We start from the raw sequence: 26394 nt of genomic DNA, 5'->3' as shown, positions 1-26394 counted from the left end.
CCATTCTCTGAAAAATACATTAGAAAAACCTGATCGAACTTATAAGTAATTGCTTTTCAGAGGTGTGTATTCTGTTTATTAATTAAAATTCTACGTATGAAGAACACGTTATCGAAGACGCGAGCGCTCCTATTGTGTCTACTATTGTATGGGACATTTGTCAGCGCCCAATCCATCCCTATCAAAGGGAAAGTTACCGGGCCGGACGGCAATCCTATTATCGGTGCTTCAGTATCCATCAAAGGACAAAAGAATGGAACAGTGACCGATATTACCGGATCCTACAAACTACAGGCACCAAAAGATGCTGTACTGACTTTCTCCTTTATTGGCTTCCTCCCTCAGGAAGTGCCTGTGAACGGCCGGTCAGACATTGCAATCAAACTGGCGGAAGACCAGAAGAAACTCGACGAAGTTGTCGTAGTCGGTTATGGTCAGCAAAAGAAAAAGGATGTGACAGGAGCCATATCCTCTATTAACAGTAAAACCATCATGGAAGTTCCAGTAACCAACGCACAACAGGCGCTCCAGGGCAGAACACCGGGGATTGATGTATTAAATAATAGTAACAAACCGGGCGACGAGCCACAGGTAAGGGTAAGGGGAACACGTTCTTTATCTGCAGGTAATGACCCGCTCTATGTTGTAGACGGAATTCCCTTTGCCGGTAATCTCAATGACATCAACCCTCAGGACATCTCTTCCATGGACGTGCTGAAGGATGCTTCTGCTACCGCTATCTACGGTTCACGTGGTGCGAATGGTGTTGTACTGGTAAGTACCCGCAAGGGAAAGATCGGTAAACCACAGGTGAACTACAGTGGCATGTACGGTGTCGTTAACTCGCTTGGCAGAACTGATATGATGAACAGTCAGCAGTACCTTGCTATGAAAAGAGAAGCAAACCGTGCTGCAGGGCTTTATGACGATAATAATCCTGATGCTTCAGATGCGAAGATATTTACTGCTGTGGAGCTGGCGAATATTAAAAGAGGGGTGAACACCGACTGGCAATCCCTCTTAATAGACCAGGGCTGGCAAACCCGCCATTCACTGGGTGTAAGCGGTGGTAATGAAACCACCAAATACGCAGTGACCGGCGGTTATTTCAAAGATCAGGGCGTACTTAAATTACAAAGTTATGAACGCTATAATCTACATGTGGCTGTTGACCAGATGATAGGCAAACGCATACAGGTGGGCGTCTCTTCATTGGCTACTTACAGTATGCGTAAAGGCAGCACTTATAATGGTATGAGTGCTTCGCTCAAAATGCTGCCTATCGCTGATCCATATGACGCTTCAGGTAAACTGATCACCTATCCGACAGCAGATAACCAACAGCCTAATGCTTTGCTGGATTATCAGGATGGTAATCGCGTAGAGAGACTGAGTCATATCCGTTTCTTCAACAGCTTATATGGCGAGGTAACGATCCTCGATGGATTGAAATACCGCCTCAATGTCGGTACAGATGTTTTCCAGAATAACTATGGCCTCTTTCAGGGGAAAAAGAATACAGACCTGCTCATAGGTGGTGGTGACGCTACTGCAACTAAACAGGGGCAGCTGGTGTGGGCATATACAGTAGAGAACCTGCTGACCTACAACAAGACTATTAAAAAGCACAACCTCAACCTGACTGCATTATACAGTGTGCAGCGTCAGCGTGAAGACTCGTCTTCTGCTTCTGTAAGAGGTATTCCGGTGGAATGGCAGGAGTATTATAACCTCGGACAGGCAGCCAACGTAACAGCCATCGGCAGCCAGCTTGGTACCTGGACGATCCTGTCTTATATGGGCCGTTTAAACTATGGTTATGATGACCGTTATCTGTTAACGTTGACCTTACGTGCAGACGGTTCTTCCCGTTTTGCGCCGGGACATAAATGGGGCTATTTCCCTTCAGTAGCGGTAGGATGGAACATGACCAGTGAAGACTTCATGAAGAACGTATCCTGGATTGAAAACCTGAAACTGCGCGCCAGCTATGGCCGTATCGGTAATACCGGTATTCCTCCGTATGCTACGCAGGGGCTGTTGGGACGTATGCCTTATTCCTTCGGTAATAAAGGTGTGACGGGCTTTTCTCCGATCCTGCTGCGTAATCCCAACCTTACCTGGGAAACCACCGCCTCCTTTAACTATGGTGTTGACTTCAGTTTCTTCAAGGGAAGACTGACCGGTAGTATCGATCAATACAAGCAGAAAACCACCGACCTGCTGTTACAAAGATTCCTGCCTTACAGCAATGGTGTAAACTATGTACTGGAGAATACAGGTGTTACACAAAATACAGGTTGGGAATTAGGCTTGTCTGCCGTCATTCTTAGTTCAAAAGGCGGCTTCAACTGGTCAATGGATGTGAACTGGTTCAGGAACCGTGAGAAGATCCTTGCACTGGGCGAAGGCAAAACACAGGATGTGGGTAACGGCTGGTTTGTAGGCCAACCTACTTATGTGTATTATGACTACAAAAAAGTAGGCATCTGGCAGGATGAAGCGGCTGCACAGGTTTATAAGCAGCACCAGGGCGAAATACAGCTGGCAGATCTCAACGGGGATAAAAAACTGGATGACAAGGATCGTACTATTCTTGGTGCACCACAGCCTAAATGGTCAGGTGGTATGACGCAGCGTTTCTCCTACAAAGGTTTCGACCTATCTGTTGTTGCGTTTGCCCGTATGGGTAGCATGGTGAAGAGTGACTTCTATTCTTCGTTCAATACGCTCTTCGGTCGTTACAATAACCTGGATGTAGATTACTGGACGCCAAAAAATCATACCAACGCTTTCCCTCGTCCAAATGCTAACCAGGAGCGTCCTAACAACTACAATACACTGAGTTACTTCGATGGTGATTTTATCAAGATCAGGAATATCACACTTGGATACTCCATGCCTTCCCGTGTGATGAAACGCTGGCAGATGGAGTCGCTAAGATTCTCTGTTGATGTAAAACAACCGCTGATCCTCGCGCCTTACAGGCAGAAGTACAAAGGTATCGATCCTGAAGACGTGAACATTATCGGGGTGGATGCACCTGCTACCTGGATGTTACAGTTTGGTGTCAATGCTACTTTTTAATGCAACAAAAAAAATCTTTATGAGAAATATATGCTGGTACCTGTTTATATGCGCATGCATGGTAACAGGGTGTAATAAAATGCTGGATGAAGATGTGGTGTCTTCTGTAACTGATGATTTTTACAATAACGCAGCCGGTTTCCAGACTGCAGTAGCAGGGAGCTACACTGGTCTGCGTAGCTTTTACAGCACGGAGCGGGGTATGACAACGAGTGTATTCGGCACAGATACTTATACGAATGGTTCTGATGGCGATTTCAAATTTACGAATCAGTATACATCGCAGCTGGATCCCCGTTATGCTCATCTGCGTGAAATTTGGAATGCTTTTTACCAGGCTATCAATACCTGTAATGTTGTTATTGGAAGGGCAGACCAGATACCTGATCTGGATAGTACTGTAAAGCGCTTAGGCGTGGCACAGGCTCGTTTCTGCCGGGCGAACTATTATTTCATTCTCGTGCAGATGTTTGGCGCTGTTCCGCTGAGATTAACAGAGAACAAGGAAATCGTTACTGAAGCGCATCGCGATCCCGTTCCTGATATCTATAATGCCATCCTGGCCGATCTGCTATATGCAGCGCAAACATTACCTGTTACACAAGCAGAATGGGGAAGGGCTACCAAACCGGCAGCAGAGCATCTGATGGCAAGGGTATATCTGACGAGGGCCACTTCTGCCGCCAAAGGCGCTACTGATTACGATAGTGCTGCCACATATGCCACACGTGTGATCTCTGGTTACGGTCTGCAGCTGTTACCGGATGTAGGTCAGGTGTGGGCGCAGGGTAAAGAGAATAACGCAGAGACTGTTTTTGCCGTGCAGTTCACTACAGATGCCTTGTATAATGCGACGGACAATAACGCCTGCCGTTTCTTCCTCATGCAGTATGATGTACTCGGTGGCATGAAACGTGATCTGGCGAATGGTACGCCGTGGAAGCGTTTCCGCCCTACAAAATTCCTGTTGGATACTTTGTTTGCTGATCGTGTGCACGATACCCGCTATGAGAAATTCTTCACTACCGTATGGTTTGCCAATGCTGGTAGTGCCAAACTGAAAGTAGGAGATACCGCTGTCTATATGCCGGGCTATAATGTGACGGACGAGCAGATCGCCAGCAAGAATTACCAGTTGGTGCCTCCGCGTAACTATACAGAACGTTTGTATCCTTCACTGAACAAATTTGCAGATGCTTTGCGTCCTGACAACCAGGCTTCCGGTGTACGTCCTTTTATTGCGTACCGTCTGGCGGAAGATTACCTGATAGCTGCGGAAGCATTGATGTATAAAGGTGATAAAACAGGTGCAGTAGGTTATCTGAACACGCTGCGTATGCGTGCAGCGCGTGTAGGCGCTACAGAAGCTGAAACCAGTGCACACCGTGATGCGATGAAGATCTCAGAAGCACAGCTGAATATAGATTTCATCCTGGATGAACGTGGCCGCGAACTGGTAGGAGAACAGCAACAGTGGTTTGACCTGGTACGTACCAACAAATTGCTGGAGCGTGTACGCCTCCATAATCCGCAGGGAGGTCCTAATATTGAACAAAAACATATGCTGCGCCCTATTCCGCAGGATCAAATAGATAGAACCAGCAATACGTTTCCGCAAAACCCTGACTATTGATCTGGCAGGAAGAAGGCTCTTTCATCGTGTACAGTTGCCTGAATGGCTTGTTTAAGTAGTCAGGAAGCGAGCGTATACGAATCATATTTCCCTCATGAAAACCCCTGTGGCTCCGGTAGTATAGACTTAATACTACCGGAGCCTTTTTTTCATTAACTTTAGAGACACCCAAAAAATCCCCTACTCATGTCACAACAAAAGATCCTTTTTCTTATAGGCGATTATGCAGAAGATTATGAAACAATGGTGCCCTTTCAGATGATGCAAATGGTCGGACATACCATTCACGCCGTTTGTCCGGATAAATCAGCAGGAGATAAGATCATCACGGCTATCCACGATTTTGAGGGAGATCAGACCTATAGTGAGAAGCGGGGCCATTATTTTGTACTGAACGCCTCTTTTGCAGATGTGCAGGTATCATCTTATGATGCACTAATGATTGCCGGAGGAAGGGCGCCAGAATACCTGCGCCTGAATGCAAAAGTGATCGATATTGTAAAACAGTTTGTGGCTGCCGGTAAGCCTATTGCGGCTATTTGTCATGGTATACAGATCCTGACGGCAGCGGATGTGGTGAGAGGCCGTACATTGACGGCCTATCCTGCTGTTGCACCTGAGGTGACACTGGCAGGCGGAACTTATGCGTCTGTAAACATCGATGAGGCAGTAACAGATGGCAACCTGGTGACCGCCCCGGCATGGCCTGCTCATCCGCAGTGGGTGGCGGCTTTCCTGAAGGTATTAGGCACGACGATCGAATTATAGCATTCTTATTATTGACCTGTTTGTCAGCTGTTATTAAGTTATTACATATTTATTATATTCGAATGCCTCTTTTTTTACTATTTTTGGTAGTATAATACCTACCTATGAAAAAGAGTCCTATTCTCCTGTCCCTGCTGTTCCCGGCAATTATGGGGTATTCCCAGACATTAACCGCCGGTAAAACAGAAGGAGATTCCCTTCTCCTGGTAAAGATCGAAAAAGCCGGCAAGTATGGATTTACCGATACCTCGGGCAAGGTGGTTATTGCACCGGTATACGATGCTATAGCGCCCTTCCACAACGGATTGGCAGCTGTGAAAAAGAATAAGAAATACGGTTTTCTGCTGGTTGACGGTAAAACATCTTCCCTGAAATATGACTCTGCCTGGATGAAAGAGGGGCGTTACCCTATGGTAAAGCTTAATGGCAAGACAGGTATGCTGGATAACAAGGGTAAGGAGCTGGTGTCTCCCAAATACGATGATGTGGCCGGCCTGAGAGATGGCTATGTGTCCGTATTCCTGGATGGTAAATATGGCGTAGTCAATTCCAAAGGGAAAATGATCTTACAACCTGAATATGAACATCTTGGTTTCGTAACCAATGGCAGTATGCTGGTATATATTGGCGGGAAATGTGGCCGTGCAGACCTTGAAAAAGGGAAGGTTGTAATGACCCCCTACGAGAAAGTAGGTCCTTTCCGGGATGGTATGGCCTGGGTGAGGCAGGAGAAGAAATTCGGTTTTATCAATATAAAAGGCGAACTGGTTATTCCACTGGTATACGACTGGGTAGGCAATTTCAACGAAGGCATGGTGGCTGTAGCGACCGACAGGAAATACGGTTTCATCAACAAGGCGAACCAGGTAGTGATCGCCCAGAAATATGATAAGGCATATACTTACTCCAAAGGCAGAGGGCTGATCCGGCTAAACGGCCGTATCGGTTATGTGGATAAGGATGGGAATGAATCCTGGCCTGAAGCAGCGGCCGCGTTGCCCCAGGAACCTGCAGAAGGAACGCTGAATAAATAAATCGTAATCGGTTATCGCGAAGGTATTACATAACGTATTCAACAAAACGCAATAGGCTCCTTTAGGAGCCTTATTGTTTGTAGCCCGGGGGGCAATCCCCGGGGGACGAATGGGCCGGGTGTAACCCCGGGAACGGAACCGGCGCCCCGGGGGGATCGATAACATCCAGTTTCTCCCACCCCCGGATATGTTTTATGATACATGTTCAATTAGACATGTTTTTTATTACCTTTGCAGCCAAATTGAAAAGCCCCAACGGGCCTTATTATCATTCAAAATAAAGTAATACATAAAACATTATGTCCGGTCAGCTTAAAGAAGTTCGCAACCGTATAAAGTCAACACAGTCTAACCTGCAGATCACCAAAGCCATGAAAATGGTAAGTGCTGCCAAGCTGCGTCGTGCACAGGATGCTATCTTGCTGATGCGCCCTTATGCGCTGAAACTGCAGGAAATGTTGAAAAACATCGTTTCCAACAGTGAAGGTAGTATCGATCTGGCACTGGCTGCACAGCGCCAGGTAGAAAAGGTGCTGCTGATAGTGATCACTTCTGACAGGGGATTATGTGGCGCTTATAACTCTAACCTGATCAAGCTGACCAAACAGGTGATCCGCGAGAAATACGAGGAGCAGTTTGCCAAAGGCCATGTAGAAATACTGCCTATCGGTAAAAAAGGGTACGAGCACTTTGTAAAGAATGGTTATAAACTGAACGATGCTTTCTGGCACCTGTTCGCCCACCTGGATTTCGAACACGTAAAACAGGCGGCTGCTTTTGCAATGGAAGGTTTTGTTGCTGGTAACTACGATGCCGTAGAGATTATCTATAGTGAGTTTAAGAACGCCGCTACTCAACGCTATGTATCTGAGCAGTTCCTGCCAGTAGCTCGTGTGGAGAATACAGACCAGAGCGCCGGCCGTGCAGATTTCATTTTCGAACCGGAGAAGAAAGCCCTGATTGCTGAGCTGATGCCTAAGATCCTGAACACCCAGCTGTACAAGGCAATGCTGGATGCCAATGCTTCTGAGCATGGCGCCCGTATGACTGCGATGGATAAAGCGACTGAAAATGCGAACGAACTGCTGCGTAGCTATAAGATCTCTTACAACCGTGCACGTCAGGCGGCTATCACAACGGAACTGACTGAGATTGTGAGTGGTGCAGCAGCTTTGGAAGGCTGATCATAGCAACTTATACACATCGAATTAACATCAGAATATTTTGATTTCTTCATAAGGGTCAAAGGCCGTACTTTCGGCCTTTGACTTTTTTCTTTTACAGGTGTGGTCATGGCCTTGTCTTTCCGCATCTGAATCCTGAAAAACCGGGTAATGGAACTTTCACAAATCATACCGCACATAGAGTCCCTGATATTTGCAGCAGACCGGCCTTTACCGCTGCTGGAGGTACTCGATCTGTTAAACAATGCGCTGGCCTTCCTGGAAGACCGTGCCTCGCTGGAACAGGTAGAGACCGCACTGGATGCTATCAAGGAGAAATACAGCTCTGAATTCTATCCTTTCGAGGTAAGGGAAAGCGGTGGCGGGTACCAGTTCCTGACTAAAAAAGAATATTACCAGACGGTTGCTCAGCTGAATGGGGAGAAATTCCTGAAACGTCTCTCTACAGCGGCGCTGGAAACGCTGGCAATCGTTGCTTACAAACAGCCGATCTCCAAAGGTGAAATAGAACATATCCGTGGAGTAAGTACTGATTACTCCATCCAGAAACTCCTTGAAAAAGAATTAATCGTGATTTCCGGCCGTAGTGAAACGCTGCCTGGTAAACCGCTTTTATATGCTACTTCTAAGGCCTTCATGGATTATTTTGGTCTGAACTCTCCTAAAGATCTGCCGAAACTGAAGGAAGTATTTGAAGATGAAAGCATCCAGCCGACACTTATAGGACTGGAGGGTAATACCGAATCCTCAGAGGAAGAGGACCTGAATATGGAGGTGTCCGAAACAGGAGAACTTGTTGAACGTGATCTCTCCCACCCTAACGGCGCCGACGACGGACTCAATGGTCATCATGTAGATGTGCAGGAGGAAATTCCGGTAGCAGATGAGGACCTCCCGGTGAAAGATCCGGAAGATACGGAGGAAAATGATCTCTCAGCCAGCGGGATCATACCAGTAGTCGTGGAAGATATCCCTGTACTGGATGAAGCGCATCCGGAGACTGCGGAAGATGAGGGGGATGCTGATGACACGGATGAAGATAACACGGCTGTTGCTGACGACGATAACGTAGTTGCGACAGACGATGATATAGCCGCTTTCCTTGATGCGGCTGCAGACCTGGGGCCCAAAGATGATGATGAGGAAGATGAAGAAGATGAGGATGAAGACTTCGAAGACGATGAAGATAGTGATGAAGATGAAGATGGTGATGAAGAGGACGACGACGATGATGATGACCTTGAGGAAGATGAAGACGATGAAGATAGTGATGAAGATGAGGAAGACGAGGATGATGATTTTGATGATGATGACGAGGAGGGAGATGATGACGAGGACCTTGAGCTAGAGGATGATGAAGAGGGCGGCAAAGAAGAGGATGTAGATGATGAAGGTTTCTATAAGGATGGAGACTTCGGTGATGATGATGACGATGAAGAGGATGATGACGACGACAAAAAATAAATCCTGAATATAAAAAAGGCGGTCATTGCGTAATAGCAATGATCGCCTTTTTTATTACATAGAAAGTCATTCTGCTTTTAATGTCTTCACCGGGTTGGTTAAAGCTGCCTTTGCTGCCTGTGAGCTTACCGTCAGCAAAGCAATGAAAACGGCCAGAATGCCGACCGCAATGAATGTTAACCAGCTTATTTGTATATGGAAAGCAAACTCGCTTAGCCATTTATCCATAGCATACCAGGCCAGGGGAGATGCGATCACAAAAGCAATCAGTACCAGCTGGATGAAATCCTTCGAAAGCAGTACAACCACATTCCTGACAGAAGCGCCCAGTACTTTTCGTATACCTATTTCCCTTTTTCTTTGTTCTGCGGAGAATATCGCCAAACCGAATAGTCCCAGGCAGGCAATAAAGATGGCAATAATCGTAAAGTAGGATATGATCAAAAAAGCACGTTGCTCCTTCTCATAATTACGTTGAAAGTCCTGGTCAAGAAATGAATATTCAAAGGGAACAGTTGGGAACAACTTCTTCCAGACCTGGCCGATCTTCTGTAGTAAGTCAGAATAGTTATCCGTAGCGGCGTTGATAATAACATAAGTATATTGGTTGCCAAAAGTGTTGGTGGTAAAGGCATATGGCTGGATAGGATTGTGAAGACTTGCAAAATTGAAATCTTTTACAACGCCTACGATCGTTCTGTTATCGCGGAATTGACCGAAGTCATAGTATATTTTCCTGCCAACAGCATTGGCAGCTGTATATCCCAAAGCCTTCACGGCAGTTTCATTGAGGATGATGCTGGCGGAATCGGCAGGGAAGTCTTTAGAGAAGGTTCTGCCGTTCAACACCTGAAAACCCAATGTTTCTATATAGTCCTTTTCTACTGTAGCCAGATATATGTCTACAATATCGCTTTTTGATCCACCTTTCGGAAAGAACAACATGTCGCTCATGTTTGTAGTGCCAGGGTAGGCAGAACCGCTGGATATGGCCTTTATTTGCGGGTAACCTGTCAATTCATTCTTTAACGAGGTATAGTAGTTCTCACTGTTCAGAAATGCCCGCCCGAGCGGCAGAATTAATTGCTGTTCCTGACGGAAACCAAGCGATTGATTTTTGAGATAATGAAGCTGTTGCCTGATGACGATGGCTGCAAAAATAAGACAGATCGAAATGGTGAACTGAAATACTACTAATCCTCTGCGGATGGCTACTGCAGAGAAATTGTTCAGGATCTTACCCTTCAGTACTGATATAGGATTAAACGCAGATAAATAGAAAGCAGGATATGCTCCTGCAAGTAATCCCGCAGCAATGGTAAGCGCAATGATCCATAACAACAGGTAAGGATTATCGAATAAACTGATCTCTTTTTGTGCAAGTATATTGAAGTACGGCAACAGCGCAAGAACAAGTGCGAAGGCAAGTATCAGCGCCATCAGGCTCATAAGGAAGGACTCCCCGATAAATTGCCTCACCAGCGCACCCTTTCCGGCGCCTAATACTTTTCTCAGGCCAACTTCCCTTGCTCTTTTCTCAGCAGATGCAGTAGAGAGGTTCATGAAATTGACGCAGGCAATGACAAGTATAAATGCAGCAATGGAGCCCAGTATGTATAAGTAAATAATATTACCATTCGTCCCAATCTCATTAGGAGCGGAGGAGTGAAGATAGATGTCAGGAACCGGCTGTATGTACAGGCGTTGGGAGAATCCGGCTGCTTTCATATCAGCTGCAGTTCTCTCGTTAAAGAACGACTGTAGTTTTGCTTCAAAACGTTTTGCGTCTGTTCCTTTTTTCAATTTTACATAGGTATAGAAAATATTATTGCCAAGCCAACTGGTTTGCTGTTTCGTCCAGTTCCACATATCATTATTACGCATGGAAAGGAAATACCGGGCAGGTATATGTGACCGGGTAGTCTTGCCATTAAAAACGCCTGTTACGGTGTAATTGAACGGTCCGAATGCGGTATTGATAGTGAGTTGTTTCCCTACAGGATTTACAGGTCCGAAGAATTTGCGGGCTATGTCGTCACAAATAACCAGGCTATTAGGAGTATTCAGTGCTGTCAGTGCATTGCCATAAATAAAGTTGTAGCTAAATATCTGAAAGAAAGTGGAATCAACATAATAACCATTTGATTCAAATAGCTGCTTCTGTTCTGTTCCTTCCTTATACTGAAACAACATCCTGGAAATATCGGAAAACGTCAACAGTCTGGCTACCTGCTCCACTTCCGGCAGTGCGTCTTTTACACTAAATGCGAGTGGTGCAGACGAGGCCACCCAATTTTCTCCTTTATTGTTAACAGCGGCAATACGATAACTCCTGTCACCATATTCCTGATGCTTATCATAACGATGTTCATCAAGAATATATAACATGATCAGCAGGCAGGTGGCCAGCCCGATAGAGAAACCGGCAATATTGATAAAAGAGAATATCTTATTGCGTGTGATATGCCGTAATGCAATCCTGAGAAAGTTTTTGAGCATGGGACAAATATTTGAAGCCTGACTACAGCGGCGCTAAGAAAATGCCAGGCTATAATACAGAATTGATCAGTGGGATAGATATGTTAATATGTTCTAACCTGTCCGGTTTTAATACATCATTGTCCGGGTTTGGGACATCAGTACGGAGTAAACAAACAAGAGGCTGCTCAATACTTTGAGTGGCCCCAAAAGTGTCTAACTTTTTTGGGGCACTTCAGTTTGAGCAGCCTCTTTTTAGTCGTGTACCCGATGGAATCAGTTAGTCATTCAAGCTATTCTGAAGACGTCCATTTATTTGATACATCCTACACTATTATCAATAACAGTTATTTATAATTTGCCCACCACCGCTGCAAAGATCTCACTCAGCTTCTTATCTGCAGTACCCGCCACGGCGATGATCTCCTCAATAGACACCGGGTGCAGGTTGTCAGGATCGCATTCATCTGTGATAACTGAAACTGTTGCACAAGGTATTTGCAGCTGGTTGGCCACGATCACTTCAGGCACAGTACTCATTCCGACAATGTCAGCACCAATGGTACGCAGATAACGGTATTCTGCCCTGGTCTCAAGATTGGGCCCTGTAACGGCAGCGTATACCCCATTCGTATGCATCTTATATCCCAGGGAGGCAGCAGCAGTTAGTAAAGCCTCGCCCAGTACCGGATCATAAGGACGGCTCATATCAGGGAAACGTGGGCCGAAATCGGGTGAATTGAGACCACGGAGAGGATTATCAGTCTGAAGGTTGATATGATCGTCCAGAAGTACCATATCGCCTTTGGAATAAGCTTTATTGATACCACCGGCCGCATTGCTGAGCAGCAGGTATTGAATGCCGAGGGCTTTCATAACACGCACGGGGAAAGTGATCTGCTGCATAGTATATCCCTCGTAGTAGTGGAACCTGCCCTGCATGGCAATAACCGGCGTATCTCCGATATGGCCATAGATCAGTTGTCCCTTGTGCGATTCTACGGTAGATTCCGGGAAATGAGGGATCTGGTGGTAGGGGATGCTTTGCTGGATCTTAATATGGTTGACCAGTTGACCAAGTCCTGTTCCCAGTACGATGCCTACACGGGCAGGCTGGAGGTCTTTCAGAAAGGCGGCTGCGTCTTTTATTTGCTGTTGAAGCATGGTTTTATCAGTTACGAATTATCAATTTACGATTAGACAGCAGCGAAGGTAGCAGGTAATTCTTGATTGAGGATTGATATTCGTCAAATAGCAGAGGTGACATAACTCCTGTCGGAGGATCGAAGTCGTTTACAAATATCCGCAGTAAATAAAAACTGCGGTGAAACACCCCCTGAAGAGTGCTTCACCGCAGTCTGTAAGTTATTTTTCTAGTCGAGATTCGTAATTGAAATATTCTTCCATCTTACCTTGATGCCTCCGCCGGCATGGATCTGAAGTGCAATCTGTCCATTGGCATCGCCAATTTTATCGTCTGTGAGCTGTATCATTTCATGGCCATTCAGGAAGGTGGTGACATTGTTGCCTTTGACGATCACCTTCATGGTGTTCCATTCTCCTTCTTTCAGGTACTGCTCTTTATCGGCTGTTGGCTGGATCAGCCATCCGCGGCCATAAGATTCGTATATGCCACCGGTATGTTTGCCTTTGGGCGCTACTTCCGCCTGCCAGCCGGTGATCTTTGTTCCTTCAATGGAAGAGTGGAAGAACACACCACTATTACCATCGGCTTCCTGTTTGAATTGCAGGGTCAGTTCAAAGTTCTTGAACGACTGGTTGGTGCCCAGGTAGCCATATTCCTTATCGGGGCCACTTTCACAAACCAGGGTGCCGTTTTCCACGTACCATTTTTCGGTGCCGTAGATCTTCCAGCCTTCAAGGTCCTTGCCGTTGAAGAGGGACTGTTTCTGTGCGAAGATGAGTGGACTGCCCGTGAACAGGATAGCAGCCAGCAAGAGGAGTTTTTTCATTTTTCAGAACGGTTTAATAAGCTATAAGAATACGTGGAACTTAAATGTAAGAAACTAAAAATAAAAAAGGCGCCCTGTTTTCAGGACGCCTTTTAAAATAGGTTTTATACAGTTGCCGGTTTAGCGTGCTACGTTTACAGCACGTTTCTCACGGATCACGGTTACTTTGATCTGACCTGGGTACTGCATTTCAGTCTGGATCTTGTTAGCGATCTCGAAAGACAGACGGTCAGCGTCATTATCAGTTACTTTATCACTTTCAACGATCACGCGCAGTTCGCGGCCGGCCTGGATAGCGTAAGCCTTTTCCACACCGTCATGGGCGAGGGCCAGGTTTTCCAGGTCTTTGATACGTTGCAGGTAGCTCTGCATGATCTCACGACGGGCACCAGGACGGGCGCCGCTGATGGCGTCACAAGCCTGTACGATAGGGGAGATCACGTATTGCATTTCCATTTCATCGTGGTGGGCGCCGATAGCGTTCACTACCGCAGCATGCTCACCATATTTCTCAGCCAGTTTCGCACCCAGCAGGGCGTGGCTCAGTTCAGTTTCTTCATCAGGTACTTTACCGATATCATGCAGCAAGCCGGCACGTTTTGCCAGTTTAGGGTTCAGGCCCAGTTCAGCTGCCATGATTGCACAAAGGTTAGCAGTTTCTTTGGAGTGCATCAGCAGGTTCTGACCGTAGGAGGAGCGGAAACGCATTTTACCTACGAGGCGAACCAGTTCTTTATGTAAGCCATGGATACCCAGTTCGATCACGGTTCTTTCTCCGATCTCCATCACCTGCTCTTCCAGCTGTTTCTTGGTCTTTTCTACTACCTCTTCGATACGTGCAGGGTGGATACGTCCGTCCTGTACCAGGCGTTGCAGGGACAAACGGGCGATCTCACGGCGTAATGGATCGAAGGAAGACAGTACGATAGCCTCAGGGGTATCATCTACGATCAGGTCCACACCGGTAGCGGCTTCAATCGCACGGATGTTACGGCCCTCACGACCAATGATCTGACCCTTGATCTCGTCACTTTCCAGGTTGAACACGGTGATGGTGTTCTCGATGGTCTGCTCGGCAGCAGTACGCTGGATGGACTGTATGATAATCTTTTTAGCTTCTTTGTTTGCCTTCAGTTTGGCATCTTCGATAATCTCCTGAATGTGAGCCAGCGCCTGTGAGCGGGCTTCTTCTTTCAGGCTTTCAATGAGTTGGTGGCGTGCTTCTTCAGCAGTCAGGGCCGCTACTTTTTCCAGGCGGCGGATGTGCTCTTCCTGATGTTTCTCCAGTTCAGTACGTTTGATCGCAACCAGTTCCATCTGGCGGGTGAGGTTTTCCTTGATCGCCTCATTCTCCTGCATCTGTTTCTGTAAGCTCTCTGTCTTCTGGTTCAGCGTCTGCTCTTTCTGTTTGATGCGGTTCTCTGAATCTGCTATCTTCTGGTTACGTTGTAAAACTTCTTTTTCGTGCTCACTTTTCAGCTGGAGGAATTTCTCTTTTGCTTCGAGCAACCTGTCCTTCTTGAGGTTTTCTGAGGTAAGCTGTGCTTCTGAAACTATTTTCTGTGCCTGTAATTCTGCCTCCTGTATTTTATGTTGTGTGTTCTTGGCAAAAATCACCTTACCTAACAAAATACCTATGATCAATGCCACCACTGCAGCTATTGTCGACATTAAAGTAACTTCCATACAAAAATTTTAATACTTGATTTATGTTGCATTCCTGGCCATATCCCATTCCGTGGAAAGGTAGAGGGTTTAGAACTTGATTCGCGAAAATACAAAAAAGAACGTGCGAAATGACGGGATAATGAGCTGATATGCAGATGTGTGGGAGCTTACAGGAAATTCCTGTACTTAATAAGTGGATAAAGCGTTGATTATGTTAGTAGTATGTTGTAATATAATTGCAATACGTTACTAGCTGCTAATCTACTTTTTCAAAATATTCTAGTGCCTCACAGATCTGTGTCAATCAATCTCTTGCTCCTTTCTGGTTTCGTTATTTCAGCGAGCTGTCCAGCAGCGCTTCGAGGTGCTGTAACTTCTCTTCCAGGAATGGCGCAAGACCCGCCTGTATCTTTCCCCCGCTTGTCACCGGATGGGTGGCGTACATGATAAGGACCATGGCAATATAATCCTGCAGGTCTTTACCAGCGTACGCTGTTTTGAATTCAATGATCTTTTCGTTCACTTCCTTCATGGTACGGCGTACTTCCTCTTCCTCCTCCGGTCTTATCTTAATACGGTAAGACCTGTCGGCCACCACAATATTAATGGGAATCAGCTGTTCCATGTCGGTAGATTTGGTTTTAACTAGCTGTTTAACAGTGCGATACAGCGATCGATCTCTTTTATATAATCGTTGATCTTTGTTCGCATTTCCTTTCTGAATTCTTCATCGTCTTCCCGGCTGGACGGTGTACCCTGGGTGGCCACGGCCATTTTGGCCAGGTGGAGCTTATTTTCCAGTGCCTCGATCGTTTCATCCCGGGCTGCCAGTGTTTCTTCCTGTGCCTGCAATTGCTCTTTCAGCAATACATTTTCAGCCTGCACCTGCTGCAGTTTTTTCAACAACAAATGGAGCTTATCGTCTATCCTTTGTATGTACTGCTCTAAAGCCATAAAATTCAATTCATTATTAAGAATTAAGAAGCGGATCCTTCCTCTTCTTAATTCCTAATCCCTGGATTATTTTCTGATTTCTGCCTGTAACTGTCCTTCAAATGCTTTTACCAGTTTATCCATTACCGCATCTATCTCTTTGTCGGTAAGGGTCTTCTGGGCATCCTGGAAGGTGAAGCTAACGGCATATGACTTTTTATTAGCGCCCAGTTTCTCACTCTCAAAAACGTCAAACAGGTTCAGTTCCTGTAGCAGGGAAGATTTAACCGTTTTGGCGGCAGCTTCCACAGCAGCAAATTTCACCTGCTTGTCCAGTACGAGCGCGAGGTCGCGGCGAACAGCCGGGAACTTTGGTATTTCCTTATAAAAGTTATCGCTTTTTTGCAGTAATCCCAATACAATCTTCCAATTGAAGTCGGCAAACCACACCGGTTGCTTAATATCAAACTGTTTCAGTTTCTGTGCGTTAACAGCGCCGAGTACTACAACAGGCTTATTCTTCACACTGATCTGCCAGCCATTCTGCAGTGCGTCGCCTTCAGCTTCCGCCCACTGCAGGCCATTGATACCCAACTGCCTGAAGAGGTTCTGTACATAGCCCTTCAGGAAGTAGAAATCCACCGGCTCGGCTTTATGCATCCAGCTTTCCGTTCTTTTCTGACCGGTCAGGTAGAGGCTCAGGTGCGCAGTTTCTTCGTATTTACCCTGTTCAATAAGCGCATATGTGTTACCGAATTCGAAGAACAGCAGGTTGTCATTGCGGCGGTTCAGGTTGTGTGCCACGCTTTCCAGGCCGGTTTCCAGCATAGAAGGGCGCATTACATCCAGGTCGGCGCTGAGACTGTTGATCATCTTTACGGTACGCTGCAGCACTTCAGCTGTAAAATACTTACTATTTGTGATAGAGTTGGTAAAAATCTCATTAAACCCGTTGGATGCCAGGTAATTAGCTGCCTTTTCACGCACTTTCTCCCTGTCCGGTTTCGGATTGGCGGCAGGAGTGATCAGTACCTGCGAAGGAATCTCGATATTATCCAGGCCGTCAATACGCATCACTTCCTCCACGATGTCTGCCGGGATGCTGATGTCAGGTTTGCTGTAAGGCACGCTCACACGCAATCTTTCTCCATCTTTTTTAAGTATACCGAAGCCGAGACTGCTTAGGATGTTTACGATTTTATCTTCAGGATAAGCTTTTCCGCTCAGTTTACGGATATAGCTCCAGCTGGTTTCCACTTCTGTTTGTGCCTTCGGATGAGGATATACATCCACTATTTCCGATGCCGCCTGCCCGCCTGCCAGTTCACAGATCAGTGCAGCAGCGCGTTGTAATACGAAGGCGGTCGCTGAAATATCAGTTCCCTTTTCGAACCGGGCTGCCGCATCAGTACGGAGGCCGTGACGGAAGGAGGTAGGACGGATGCTGGCCGGGCTGAAACATGCGCTTTCGAGGAAGATATTCGTCGTAGCATCCTTCACACCGGAACGTAGACCTCCGAAAACACCCGCAATACACATTGGCTCACTCTTGCCATTACAGATCATCAGGTCTGCGGCGTCCAGTTTACGCTCTTTTTCATCCAGGGTTACAAAAACCGTGTTCTGCGGCAGGTTCTTTACGATTACCTGACGGCCGTCAATGGCGTCTGCATCAAAAGCATGGAGCGGCTGACCGGTTTCATGCAGGATGAAGTTGGTGATATCTACTATATTATTAATAGGTCTTACACCGATGGCCAGCAGTTTATTCTTCAGCCAGTCGGGGGAAGGCGCGATTTTCACACCAGTGATGGAAATACCGCTATACCGTGGACAAGCGTCCGTATTTTCTATAGTAACACCGATCTCGTATGGAGTCGCTGCTTTGGGCAGGGTGGATAGTTCAGGTATTAATGCCTTATATGTCAGTGTGTTTTCACTATTGTTCAGGTAAGCGCACACATCTCTGGCCACACCCAGGTGGCTCATAGCGTCCATCCTGTTGGGCGTCAGGCCTATCTCATAGATCCAGTCCTGAACGGGTTTAAACACCTCTCTGGCGGGGGTACCAGGTTGCAGGGACGGATCGAGCACCATAATACCGGCATGGCTTTCGCCAATACCGATCTCATCTTCCGCACAGATCATTCCATGGCTCTCTTCTCCACGGATCTTCGCTTTTTTCATGGTCAGCGGTTCTCCGCTGGCAGGGTAGATAGTGGCTCCGATGGGTGCTATTACTACTTTTTGTCCGACAGCTACATTGGGAGCGCCGCAAACAATGTGCAGCGGTTCCCCGCCACCTGTATTTACTGTTGTTAATCTCAGTTTATCGGCATTTGGATGAGGTGCTACGGTCAATACCTCTCCGATCACCAGTCCCTCGAGACTGCCCTTTACGGACTCGAATTGTTCCAGGCTTTCCACCTCAAGGCCTATACGCGTCAGAATAACAGATAGTTCCTCCGGTGTGGGTTTAACCGGCAAATAGTCACACAGCCAATTGTACGAAATAGTCATTTGTAAATTATATAAGTCCGTAAAGTTAGTGTAAATCACGAATAGTCCCTATATAGAGGACGGAATAGCGCCCGGTTCTGTGTACCTGCCGGTAAAATCCCGGGTGTACGTGGCCTTCCTTTGGCAGAGAGTACGCATCGAACAAGCATCGAACAAGCATCGAACAAGCGTCGAACAAGGGGGATGGCCCTGTCCCATTTCTGGCCCGCGCCCAACAATCGCACCAGATTATACCGGTTACATAAATACGAAATAGCTCACGGGAAACAATGTGCAAATCCGCAAACCCTATGTGTGAAACTTTTTTACACATTGTTTGTGAATATCCAGACCTTTGTGTGGGGATATTGTGTTGATTTGGTGGATAAAGGATCGATAGTCAGTGTATAACTGTCATTTTGCGGGTGCATAACATGTGCATGTCAGCTTATAAATTATATACCCAGGCAAACTTTAGAAACTCGAAAAATGCGGTTACCTTAGTCGGTACGGCCCAAAAAAGTTTACAATTTAATAAAACGGGAGTTGCTCAGCGGGTACAACAAAATTGTAAAGAGAACTAAGGAAGCCACGACACAATAACTTTTTGATTAACAGATTAATCACGAACAAATAGAGATGGATCTCAATCTAAAGAAAGACCGCAACGTGCGTCGTAAGTCGTCCGTTGACGTATCTACCATGATGTACGGCAAGATTCCTCCGCAGGCAAAGGAGATGGAAGAGGCTGTATTGGGAGCCATTATGCTGGAGAAAGGAGCATTTGACACGGTGGTAGAGATATTGAAAGGTGAATGTTTTTACGTAGAAGCACATCAGAAGATATTTACGGCTATGACCCGGCTGGCAGGTAAATCCATGCCGGTGGACATTCTGACCGTTGTGGAGGAACTCCGTTCAATGGGCGAACTGGAAATAGTGGGCGGCCCATATTATATTACCCGGTTGACCAACACCGTGGTTTCTTCTGCCAATATTGAAGCGCATGCCCGTATCATCCTGCAGAAATTCATTCAGCGGGAACTGATCCGCATATCCGGAGAGATCCTGAGTGAATCTTATGAGGACACGGCCGACGTATTCGACCTGCTGGACTCCGCGGAAAGTAAACTTTTCGAGGTGACCAACAACCACCTTCGTAAGAACTACGACAGTATCGACAGGGTATTGGTGAACACCATGAAGCGTATTGAAGACCTGCGTAACCGTGGGGATGATATTACCGGGGTACCTTCCGGATTCCCTTCACTGGACAAAGTAACCTATGGCTGGCAGTCGACGGATCTTATCATCATCGCGGCACGTCCTGCGGTGGGTAAGACGGCTTTCGCACTGAACCTGGCCAGAAACGCCGCCCTTCACCCAAGATTCCCGAAAGGAGCAGCGGTGTTCTCTTTAGAAATGTCCTCCGGACAGATCGTACAACGTATCCTGTCAGCGGAGTCGGAAATAAAACTGGAAAAGATCACCAGGGGTAAACTGGAAGAGTATGAAATGAAGAAGCTGATGACCCATGGTATTGAACGCCTGGCAAAAGCACCTATCTTCATCGACGATACCCCGGCACTGAACATCTTTGAGTTGCGCGCCAAGGCCAGAAGGCTGGTACACAACCACGGGGTAGGGGTGATCATCATCGACTACCTGCAGCTGATGAGTGGTAGTGCCGATGGAAAGGGCACTAACCGTGAGCAGGAGATCAGTAAGATCTCCAGGGACCTGAAAGGGCTGGCAAAAGAGTTGCACGTGCCGATCCTGGCCCTCTCCCAGTTGAGCCGTGACGTGGAAAAGCGTAAAGATGGTAACAAGATGCCACAGTTGAGTGACCTCCGTGAATCCGGAGCGATCGAGCAGGATGCTGACATGGTAATGTTCCTGTACCGTCCTGAATACTATGAGATCAACACCAACGAGATGGGCGAATCCAACAAAGGGGAGACCCACGTGCGTATAGCTAAACACCGTAACGGTCAGCTGGATACCATCAAGTTGCGTGCGGTACTCGAATTCCAGCGTTTTGAAGATGATGGAAGTCTGGAAAACCCCGGTGGTGGCAGCAGTAATTCATTCGCAGGAATGCGCGGTGGTAATGACGGCGGTGGCAACGATGAAGCGAAGCTGTATATCCAGAAGGGTTCCAAGATGAACGACATGAATTTCGATGAAGGATTTGAAGATGCTCCTTTTTAAGTAAACAGATTAGTAATAATACTAAAGGCGCTCCTTCACTACGGAGCGCCTTTTTTAATTTCCCCCTATTAAGATTATGTGGACTAAATATCGTCTGTACTACAAAGACAATTTCCGGTTAGCATACCCTGTTGTTATTTCCCAGTTAGGGCACGTTCTGGTGGCCTTTTCCGACACGATCATCATTGGTCATACCGGTGATGTACCCCTGGCTGCAGTAGCGCTGGGAAGCAGTTTGTTTTCCATATTCATGGTCGTAGGCATCGGGATGTCCTATGGCCTCACCCCGCTGATTGCCCAGGAACATGGTCGTAAGAACATTGCGCAATGCGGCTTCCTGCTGCGCCATAGTCTTGTCATTAATATTGTGCTTGGATTGTTGTTGTCAACAGCCATCATCGCCGGCAGTAATTACCTGCACCTGCTGGGACAGGAAGAGGATGTACGTGTACTGGCCAAACCTTTTCTGCAGCTGCTGGGCATTTCCTACTTTCCGCTGATGATCTTCCTGACGTTTAAACAGTTTGCGGAGGGACTGGGATTCACCCGACAGGCCATGAACATCAGTATCATTGGGAATGTATTGAATATAGCGATCGGTATCACATTGGTATATGGACTGTTTGGTGCGCCAAAGCTGGGTGTGATCGGTGTGGGTATTGGTACACTGACAGACAGGTTCCTGATGGCGGTCGCTATGACCTGGTATGTGCTGTCTTCTCCACGTTTCAAGGCTTACCTGGTAAACTTCCGGCAACGTTATTTGTCTATGGCTGCCATCAAACAGATACTGGGTATCGGTACGCCTGTAGCCCTGCAATATATCTTTGAAGTGAGTGCATTCAGTAGTGCTATCGTGATGGCAGGCTGGATAGGAGCCAGAGAACAGGCGGCGCATCAGATAGCCATCAATCTCGCGTCTATTACTTACATGATGGCCAGTGGTATCTCTGCTGCTGCAGGTATCAAAAGCGGGAATCACTTTGGTGCAGGACAGTGGCGGGAGCTGCGTTCTTCCGCCATAGCCAGTTATCATATGGTACTGGTGATGATGGGAATGGCAGCCCTGATCTTTATGTTGGGTTGCAGGCTGCTGCCATTGATGTATATCAATGATCCTGCCGTTATTGATATTGCCGCTAATCTGCTCATCATTGCTGCGTTCTTCCAGTTGTTTGATGGTACACAGGTGGTAGGGCTGGGCATTCTTCGTGGATTAGGAGATGTACGGATACCAACTGTGATCACATTGCTGGCGTATTGGGTGTTAGGATTGCCTGTAGGTTACTTCCTGGGGATCTATCTTGGGTACGGTGTACAGGGCATCTGGTGGGGATTGTTGATTGGATTGCTGGTGGCGTCGGTATTGTTGTTTTTCAGGTTTCAACATAAGACGAGGGCGGTGGTAGCGGATGTGTAAATAGAATCACTTTTTTCGGTAGATTTGTAATGATGGATAATCTCGAATCATATAGAAAAAAGCTTGTAATTAGTGAAATGCTTTTAGCTTTCGTGCTCTTTAGCGAAAAGGGAATTGAAGCTGTGGAGAAGATGTATCCGAACCAGATAGAATTTGTTCTGGAAAACAAGCATAAAAGTATTACGGAGGTTAAACAACAGTTATTGCATTTGCCACATGTTTAACATCGGAATTTCAGCTTCAAAGGATATATTCTTGCTCCGCAGATAACGTGTTAGATAATACAGACAATTTCCTTTGCCGTTAAGGTAGAATTCGCCAATCCATGTATATCCATATTTTTTCCATAATTCGCGACCGTCCCTGGTTAATAATAATTCCTGTAAAGAACTTTCACTCCGCTCAAATTCCTTTATCCATTCTTGAAACTCCATTTGTTCGTCCGGAAGCATTTTATATCCAACCCTTCCCCAAAAATAATATCCTAGCCATGCTGTGTCTTCATATTGGCTAGGAGCAAACGCTGTAGTTTTAAGTTTTATAAACCGTCTTTTAATAGCGGCTTTTACCTGTTTAAAAATAATCGGGTGCCTATGTTTTCACCTTTTTTATACACAAGCATAAAATGATTGTCGATCAGGCCGTACTCAAAGTCAATTGAACGTACCACTTCGTATAAATCAGTAAATACCTTTATGTGCACAATGTCTTTGGTGCCTGTAATAATTTCAATTCTGCACTCAGTAATTTCTCTGGATGGAATGCCACCACAAAGATTAATTAGATCATTAATGGTCAGGTTGTGTTCACTCATGAGACCATAACTATCACTGACTTTACAAACTGGGGTTACTATATTATCATCTACATAATTCAGTTTATCAGCCACAATGGATATTTAGCAATCAATATAGCTTTTTTTATGCTATCCGATTGCCATCTGAATAAGTATTAAGATGAAATTTTTTAACGACTCAAATTTTGTTATTCTTTAAGTTTCATCAAGAGAAAAAAGTAGTCAACATAATAAGATAGTAAATGTATCTATACAACGTTTTCTCATTATTTGCTAGTCTTAAAGTACCCTCCTAACTTAGAAAAAAATACACTATGAGGAATGAACATTTGGTCATTATTCTGAATGTCCGGAAAGGACTTTCTAACATAGCAGAGTTAATCAGGGGAATCATAGATGATATTGAAAAGAATTTCAACAGTTATACATCAGAAATGGCCAAAGACATAGTGACCGGTATTTTTCCGATTTTCAAAGGAGCTGAGAAAAGCACTACATTAATTATAGATGCAGACTTAAAGAACGAAGCCAGCACACAGTTAGAAATGTTTAACAATGAGATAAATGATCTGCGTGAGATCACTAACGATCTTTCACGTTATAAGGTAGGCAGCGTTGAAGATTATAACACATTATTCAACGATTAATCCCAAATGTAGTATCTATTTTTTTATATATTCTCTTCGAAGTGATTTGTCTCATTAAAGCCGGTATCTCCATCTATCTAGCATATGAGTTGCATATGACTAGCATATTCCTCCGTTCTTCCTCCGTTTTTAAACGGAGGAATATGCTAGTCATATGCAATTCATATGCTCCCCATATCCACCAAGTAACCGATATTTGCAAAAATTTCAACAGGCAATATGTTTTACGCGAAAGACATCACCTCCGGCACCAGTCATTACACAATGGACGAACCTACCTCCAAATATTGCATTCAGGTGCTGCGCCATGAGGCCGGTGATGAAGTGCTGCTGGCCGACGGTCGTGGTGGCAGGTATACCGCCGTTATCACGGACGACAACCGTAAAAAGTGTGTGGTGCAGGTGAAAAACTATGAGTTGATGCCGCCTGTAAAAGCGCCTGTCCGCATTGCCATTTCCTTTACTAAAAATACCTCCCGTATAGAATGGTTCCTGGAGAAAGCCACTGAAATCGGTATACAGGCCATCATCCCCCTGGTAAGCCAGCGTACCGAAAAGGAAAAGTTCCGTGCGGACCGTTTTGAGAGCATCCTCGTCTCCGCCATGCTGCAATCACAGCAATTTTACCTCCCCGAGCTCACTGCTCCCGCTACCTTTGAGACACTGGTGCAGCAGCCACCTGCGGACCAGCTGTTTATCGCGCATTGCCTGCCGGAACAGAAGCAACACCTGTGGCAAGCCATGCAGCCGGGTAAGGACAGCCTGTTGCTGATCGGGCCAGAAGGCGACTTCACGCCGGAAGAGATCAAACTGGCCCTGGAAAAAGGATTCCAGCCCGTTTCATTGGGAGACACCCGCCTGCGTACTGAAACTGCCGGAATAGTAGGTTGTACTATGATGAATGCCGTCAACGCCACTGCCTTATAATCCCACAACACATAAAGAAAAAATATCAGGCCAGTATTTCCTGATAGGTAATCCCATATTGGAAAAGTGAAGATTTAATTGTAGATTACACACTTATAAGGGCTTTATACTTTTCACGTGAAGAACGCGCACATTCATCCGGATTCCACTTACACGGATAATTACCTGTGGGATATGATCAGGGCTGATTCCGTTGACGCTTTTAATGAAGTGTACAACCGGTATTGGGACCTGTTATTCCATGTCACCATGAAGCGCCTCCACGTCAAAGAGATCGCAGAAGAGATCGTACAGGATACCTTCATTATTCTATGGGAGAAAAGACATGACATAGAGATCTCCGCCCTGAAACCTTACCTCTTCGCCATCACCCGTTACGCTGTATTTCATTACCTGGCCAGCAGGCAGACCATTGCCGCCAGAATGAAGACTTTATCCGATATGGCGGAAGCCTCCGGCAACAAAGAAACCGACGTGGAATCCCTGGTAAATGACAGGCTCCTCTTACAACTAATAGAAACCGTTGCCAGTGAATTGCCGGAAAAGAGCCGGCAGGTGTTCTATTATAATAAACTACTCGACTACTCTATCGGCCAGGCGGCTGAAACCTTCAATATATCTCAAAAAACAGCCGAAGGGCACCTCACCAAAGCCTTGAAAATATTACGCCTGAAACTAAGCGCACTACATACACTTCTCTTCTGAAAAAAAATCTTTCTTAAAAGCAAGGGTAAATTGTCAGTTATACACTCTTAATTAGTATAACTAGGAAATAATGCCTGATGATTACATCCACGAACTTGCCCGCAAATGGCTGGCAGGCACCGCTACAGAGGAAGAGATCAACATCCTGATGCAATGGTACGGAAAGGAAGAAATGGATATAGTCAGGGATGAAGACAGGCCCCGGAGGCGGCATTTGTCCACAGTATGGTGGATGGCTGCAGCGGTTATCATAGCCGTGGGCATCTGGGCTTTATATCCGAAGCAGGTAGAAAAGAAACTTATCGTATATGTACCAAAGCAACAACAGAACAGGATTGTACTGCCCGACAGCAGCATTGTATGGTTGAATGCCGACAGCAAACTTCAATACACTGACGGGCCGCAGCGCAGGGAAGTAACACTCAGCGGCGAAGCATTTTTTGATGTGAAAAAGGCCGATAAGCCATTTGTCGTAAAAGCGGGAGGCAGCACTACAACTGTACTGGGCACCAGTTTCAATATTAAAGCCTACAACGGCGAGCCAACTGCTATCACCGTCGCCTCCGGAAAGATACGGGTGGAAGACGAACGAAAACATATTACAATACTGACAGCCAATAAACAGATCACGCTGAAGGAAGTAACAGACAGCACAGCCGAAAGAACAGTCAACGCAACCGTTTACCACGCCTGGATAAAAGGCGGGTTTGAAGTGAACAATGAAACATTTGAATCCATTGCAAACATGTTAAGCAGGAAGTACGACGTAGCTTTCCATTTTGAGAATGACGCACTGAAGAAGTGTACATTCATTGCCAGCTTTGATGAACACACGTCTATGGAGAGAATACTGGAGCTATTATGTAAGATCAACAATTCCACATTCCGCATTAGTCAGGACAAAAAAGAAGTATATATCAGCGGAGAAGGGTGCCAATAATATTTCACAAAAATCAAGCAATCCCGT

Annotated in this window: 20 protein-coding genes; 12 read left to right on the top strand and 8 right to left on the bottom strand. The window is 46.0% G+C overall.

All coding sequences use genetic code 11. The features are described from left to right. The first annotated feature begins 96 nt into the window (after positions 1-96). From CLV42_RS09990 to scpB, 6 genes are all read left to right on the top strand, one after another. Positions 97-3087, top strand: coding sequence for a SusC/RagA family TonB-linked outer membrane protein (locus CLV42_RS09990; RefSeq protein WP_106601759.1), 2991 nt, complete (start codon positions 97-99; stop codon positions 3085-3087). A gap of 19 nt (positions 3088-3106) precedes the next feature. Further along, positions 3107-4720, top strand: coding sequence for a RagB/SusD family nutrient uptake outer membrane protein (locus tag CLV42_RS09985; protein ID WP_106601758.1), 1614 nt, complete (start codon positions 3107-3109; stop codon positions 4718-4720). Between the two features lie 186 nt (positions 4721-4906). Further along, a complete protein-coding gene (locus CLV42_RS09980) occupies positions 4907-5488 on the top strand; it encodes a DJ-1/PfpI family protein (RefSeq protein WP_106601757.1) in 582 nt (193 codons plus the stop codon). A gap of 104 nt (positions 5489-5592) precedes the next feature. Further along, positions 5593-6522: a WG repeat-containing protein gene (locus CLV42_RS09975; protein WP_106601756.1), complete on the top strand. Its 930-nt coding sequence runs from the start codon at positions 5593-5595 to the stop codon at positions 6520-6522. Positions 6523-6821: 299 nt separating this feature from the next. Further along, positions 6822-7706: an ATP synthase F1 subunit gamma gene (atpG, locus tag CLV42_RS09970; protein WP_106601755.1), complete on the top strand. Its 885-nt coding sequence runs from the start codon at positions 6822-6824 to the stop codon at positions 7704-7706. Positions 7707-7856: 150 nt separating this feature from the next. Beyond that, positions 7857-9170, top strand: a complete 1314-nt coding sequence (scpB, locus tag CLV42_RS09965) for an SMC-Scp complex subunit ScpB (RefSeq protein WP_106601754.1) — start codon at positions 7857-7859, stop codon at positions 9168-9170. Between the two features lie 66 nt (positions 9171-9236). On the opposite strand, the gene CLV42_RS09960 is transcribed toward scpB, so the two are convergent. The 7 genes from CLV42_RS09960 to pheT all read right to left on the bottom strand — a co-directional run bounded on the left by CLV42_RS09960 (position 9237) and on the right by pheT (position 18742). Beyond that, positions 9237-11669 (bottom strand): ABC transporter permease, encoded by a 2433-nt coding sequence (locus CLV42_RS09960; RefSeq protein WP_106601753.1) that lies wholly within the window; start codon positions 11667-11669, stop codon positions 9237-9239. Positions 11670-11999: 330 nt separating this feature from the next. Then, positions 12000-12812, bottom strand: a complete 813-nt coding sequence (locus CLV42_RS09955; protein ID WP_106601752.1) for a purine-nucleoside phosphorylase — start codon at positions 12810-12812, stop codon at positions 12000-12002. A gap of 209 nt (positions 12813-13021) precedes the next feature. Continuing rightward, complete coding sequence (locus tag CLV42_RS09950; protein WP_106601751.1) at positions 13022-13621, bottom strand: 3-keto-disaccharide hydrolase; 600 nt, start codon at positions 13619-13621, stop codon at positions 13022-13024. A 120-nt stretch (positions 13622-13741) separates the two neighbouring features. Next, a complete protein-coding gene (rny, locus tag CLV42_RS09945) occupies positions 13742-15307 on the bottom strand; it encodes a ribonuclease Y (protein WP_211303423.1) in 1566 nt (521 codons plus the stop codon). Between the two features lie 313 nt (positions 15308-15620). Further along, positions 15621-15914, bottom strand: coding sequence for a cell division protein ZapA (locus CLV42_RS09940; RefSeq protein WP_089828561.1), 294 nt, complete (start codon positions 15912-15914; stop codon positions 15621-15623). Between the two features lie 20 nt (positions 15915-15934). Then, complete coding sequence (locus CLV42_RS09935) at positions 15935-16243, bottom strand: hypothetical protein (protein WP_106601749.1); 309 nt, start codon at positions 16241-16243, stop codon at positions 15935-15937. A gap of 66 nt (positions 16244-16309) precedes the next feature. Further along, the gene (gene pheT, locus CLV42_RS09930; protein ID WP_106601748.1) at positions 16310-18742 is read right to left on the bottom strand and encodes a phenylalanine--tRNA ligase subunit beta; all 2433 of its coding nucleotides are present in this window, start codon (positions 18740-18742) and stop codon (positions 16310-16312) included. 618 nt (positions 18743-19360) lie between these two features. On the opposite strand from pheT, the gene dnaB reads away from it, so the two are divergent. Both dnaB and CLV42_RS09920 read left to right on the top strand, forming a co-directional pair. After that, a complete protein-coding gene (gene dnaB, locus CLV42_RS09925) occupies positions 19361-20932 on the top strand; it encodes a replicative DNA helicase (protein WP_106601747.1) in 1572 nt (523 codons plus the stop codon). 76 nt (positions 20933-21008) lie between these two features. Further along, positions 21009-22352, top strand: a complete 1344-nt coding sequence (locus CLV42_RS09920; RefSeq protein ID WP_106601746.1) for an MATE family efflux transporter — start codon at positions 21009-21011, stop codon at positions 22350-22352. Between the two features lie 565 nt (positions 22353-22917). Here CLV42_RS09920 and CLV42_RS09905 read toward each other — a convergent pair. Further along, entirely contained in the window at positions 22918-23241 is a 324-nt protein-coding gene (locus CLV42_RS09905; protein ID WP_106601743.1) for a hypothetical protein, read from the bottom strand. A 221-nt stretch (positions 23242-23462) separates the two neighbouring features. On the opposite strand from CLV42_RS09905, the gene CLV42_RS09900 reads away from it, so the two are divergent. From CLV42_RS09900 to CLV42_RS09885, 4 genes are all read left to right on the top strand, one after another. Continuing rightward, entirely contained in the window at positions 23463-23795 is a 333-nt protein-coding gene (locus CLV42_RS09900) for a hypothetical protein (RefSeq protein WP_106601742.1), read from the top strand. A gap of 219 nt (positions 23796-24014) precedes the next feature. Then, a complete protein-coding gene (locus CLV42_RS09895) occupies positions 24015-24722 on the top strand; it encodes an RsmE family RNA methyltransferase (protein WP_106601741.1) in 708 nt (235 codons plus the stop codon). Between the two features lie 117 nt (positions 24723-24839). Continuing rightward, complete coding sequence (locus CLV42_RS09890) at positions 24840-25427, top strand: sigma-70 family RNA polymerase sigma factor (protein WP_106601740.1); 588 nt, start codon at positions 24840-24842, stop codon at positions 25425-25427. 70 nt (positions 25428-25497) lie between these two features. After that, positions 25498-26367 (top strand): FecR family protein, encoded by an 870-nt coding sequence (locus CLV42_RS09885; protein WP_106601739.1) that lies wholly within the window; start codon positions 25498-25500, stop codon positions 26365-26367. The last annotated feature ends 27 nt before the right edge of the window (positions 26368-26394 follow it).

It is taken from the genome of Chitinophaga ginsengisoli, assembly GCF_003014595.1.
Taxonomy (GTDB): domain Bacteria; phylum Bacteroidota; class Bacteroidia; order Chitinophagales; family Chitinophagaceae; genus Chitinophaga; species Chitinophaga ginsengisoli.
The sequence above is the reverse complement of the archived record's forward strand: the minus strand, read 5'-3'. Positions and strand labels throughout refer to the sequence as shown.

Coding starts and splice junctions, on each gene's coding strand:
- CLV42_RS09990 (WP_106601759.1), top strand. CDS start 97: ATGAAGAACACGTTATCGAAGACGCGAGCGCTCCTATTGTGTCTACTA.
- CLV42_RS09985 (WP_106601758.1), top strand. CDS start 3,107: ATGAGAAATATATGCTGGTACCTGTTTATATGCGCATGCATGGTAACA.
- CLV42_RS09980 (WP_106601757.1), top strand. CDS start 4,907: ATGTCACAACAAAAGATCCTTTTTCTTATAGGCGATTATGCAGAAGAT.
- CLV42_RS09975 (WP_106601756.1), top strand. CDS start 5,593: ATGAAAAAGAGTCCTATTCTCCTGTCCCTGCTGTTCCCGGCAATTATG.
- atpG (WP_106601755.1), top strand. CDS start 6,822: ATGTCCGGTCAGCTTAAAGAAGTTCGCAACCGTATAAAGTCAACACAG.
- scpB (WP_106601754.1), top strand. CDS start 7,857: ATGGAACTTTCACAAATCATACCGCACATAGAGTCCCTGATATTTGCA.
- CLV42_RS09960 (WP_106601753.1), bottom strand. CDS start 11,669: ATGCTCAAAAACTTTCTCAGGATTGCATTACGGCATATCACACGCAAT.
- CLV42_RS09955 (WP_106601752.1), bottom strand. CDS start 12,812: ATGCTTCAACAGCAAATAAAAGACGCAGCCGCCTTTCTGAAAGACCTC.
- CLV42_RS09950 (WP_106601751.1), bottom strand. CDS start 13,621: ATGAAAAAACTCCTCTTGCTGGCTGCTATCCTGTTCACGGGCAGTCCA.
- rny (WP_211303423.1), bottom strand. CDS start 15,307: ATGGAAGTTACTTTAATGTCGACAATAGCTGCAGTGGTGGCATTGATC.
- CLV42_RS09940 (WP_089828561.1), bottom strand. CDS start 15,914: ATGGAACAGCTGATTCCCATTAATATTGTGGTGGCCGACAGGTCTTAC.
- CLV42_RS09935 (WP_106601749.1), bottom strand. CDS start 16,243: ATGGCTTTAGAGCAGTACATACAAAGGATAGACGATAAGCTCCATTTG.
- pheT (WP_106601748.1), bottom strand. CDS start 18,742: ATGACTATTTCGTACAATTGGCTGTGTGACTATTTGCCGGTTAAACCC.
- dnaB (WP_106601747.1), top strand. CDS start 19,361: ATGGATCTCAATCTAAAGAAAGACCGCAACGTGCGTCGTAAGTCGTCC.
- CLV42_RS09920 (WP_106601746.1), top strand. CDS start 21,009: ATGTGGACTAAATATCGTCTGTACTACAAAGACAATTTCCGGTTAGCA.
- CLV42_RS09900 (WP_106601742.1), top strand. CDS start 23,463: ATGAGGAATGAACATTTGGTCATTATTCTGAATGTCCGGAAAGGACTT.
- CLV42_RS09895 (WP_106601741.1), top strand. CDS start 24,015: ATGTTTTACGCGAAAGACATCACCTCCGGCACCAGTCATTACACAATG.
- CLV42_RS09885 (WP_106601739.1), top strand. CDS start 25,498: ATGCCTGATGATTACATCCACGAACTTGCCCGCAAATGGCTGGCAGGC.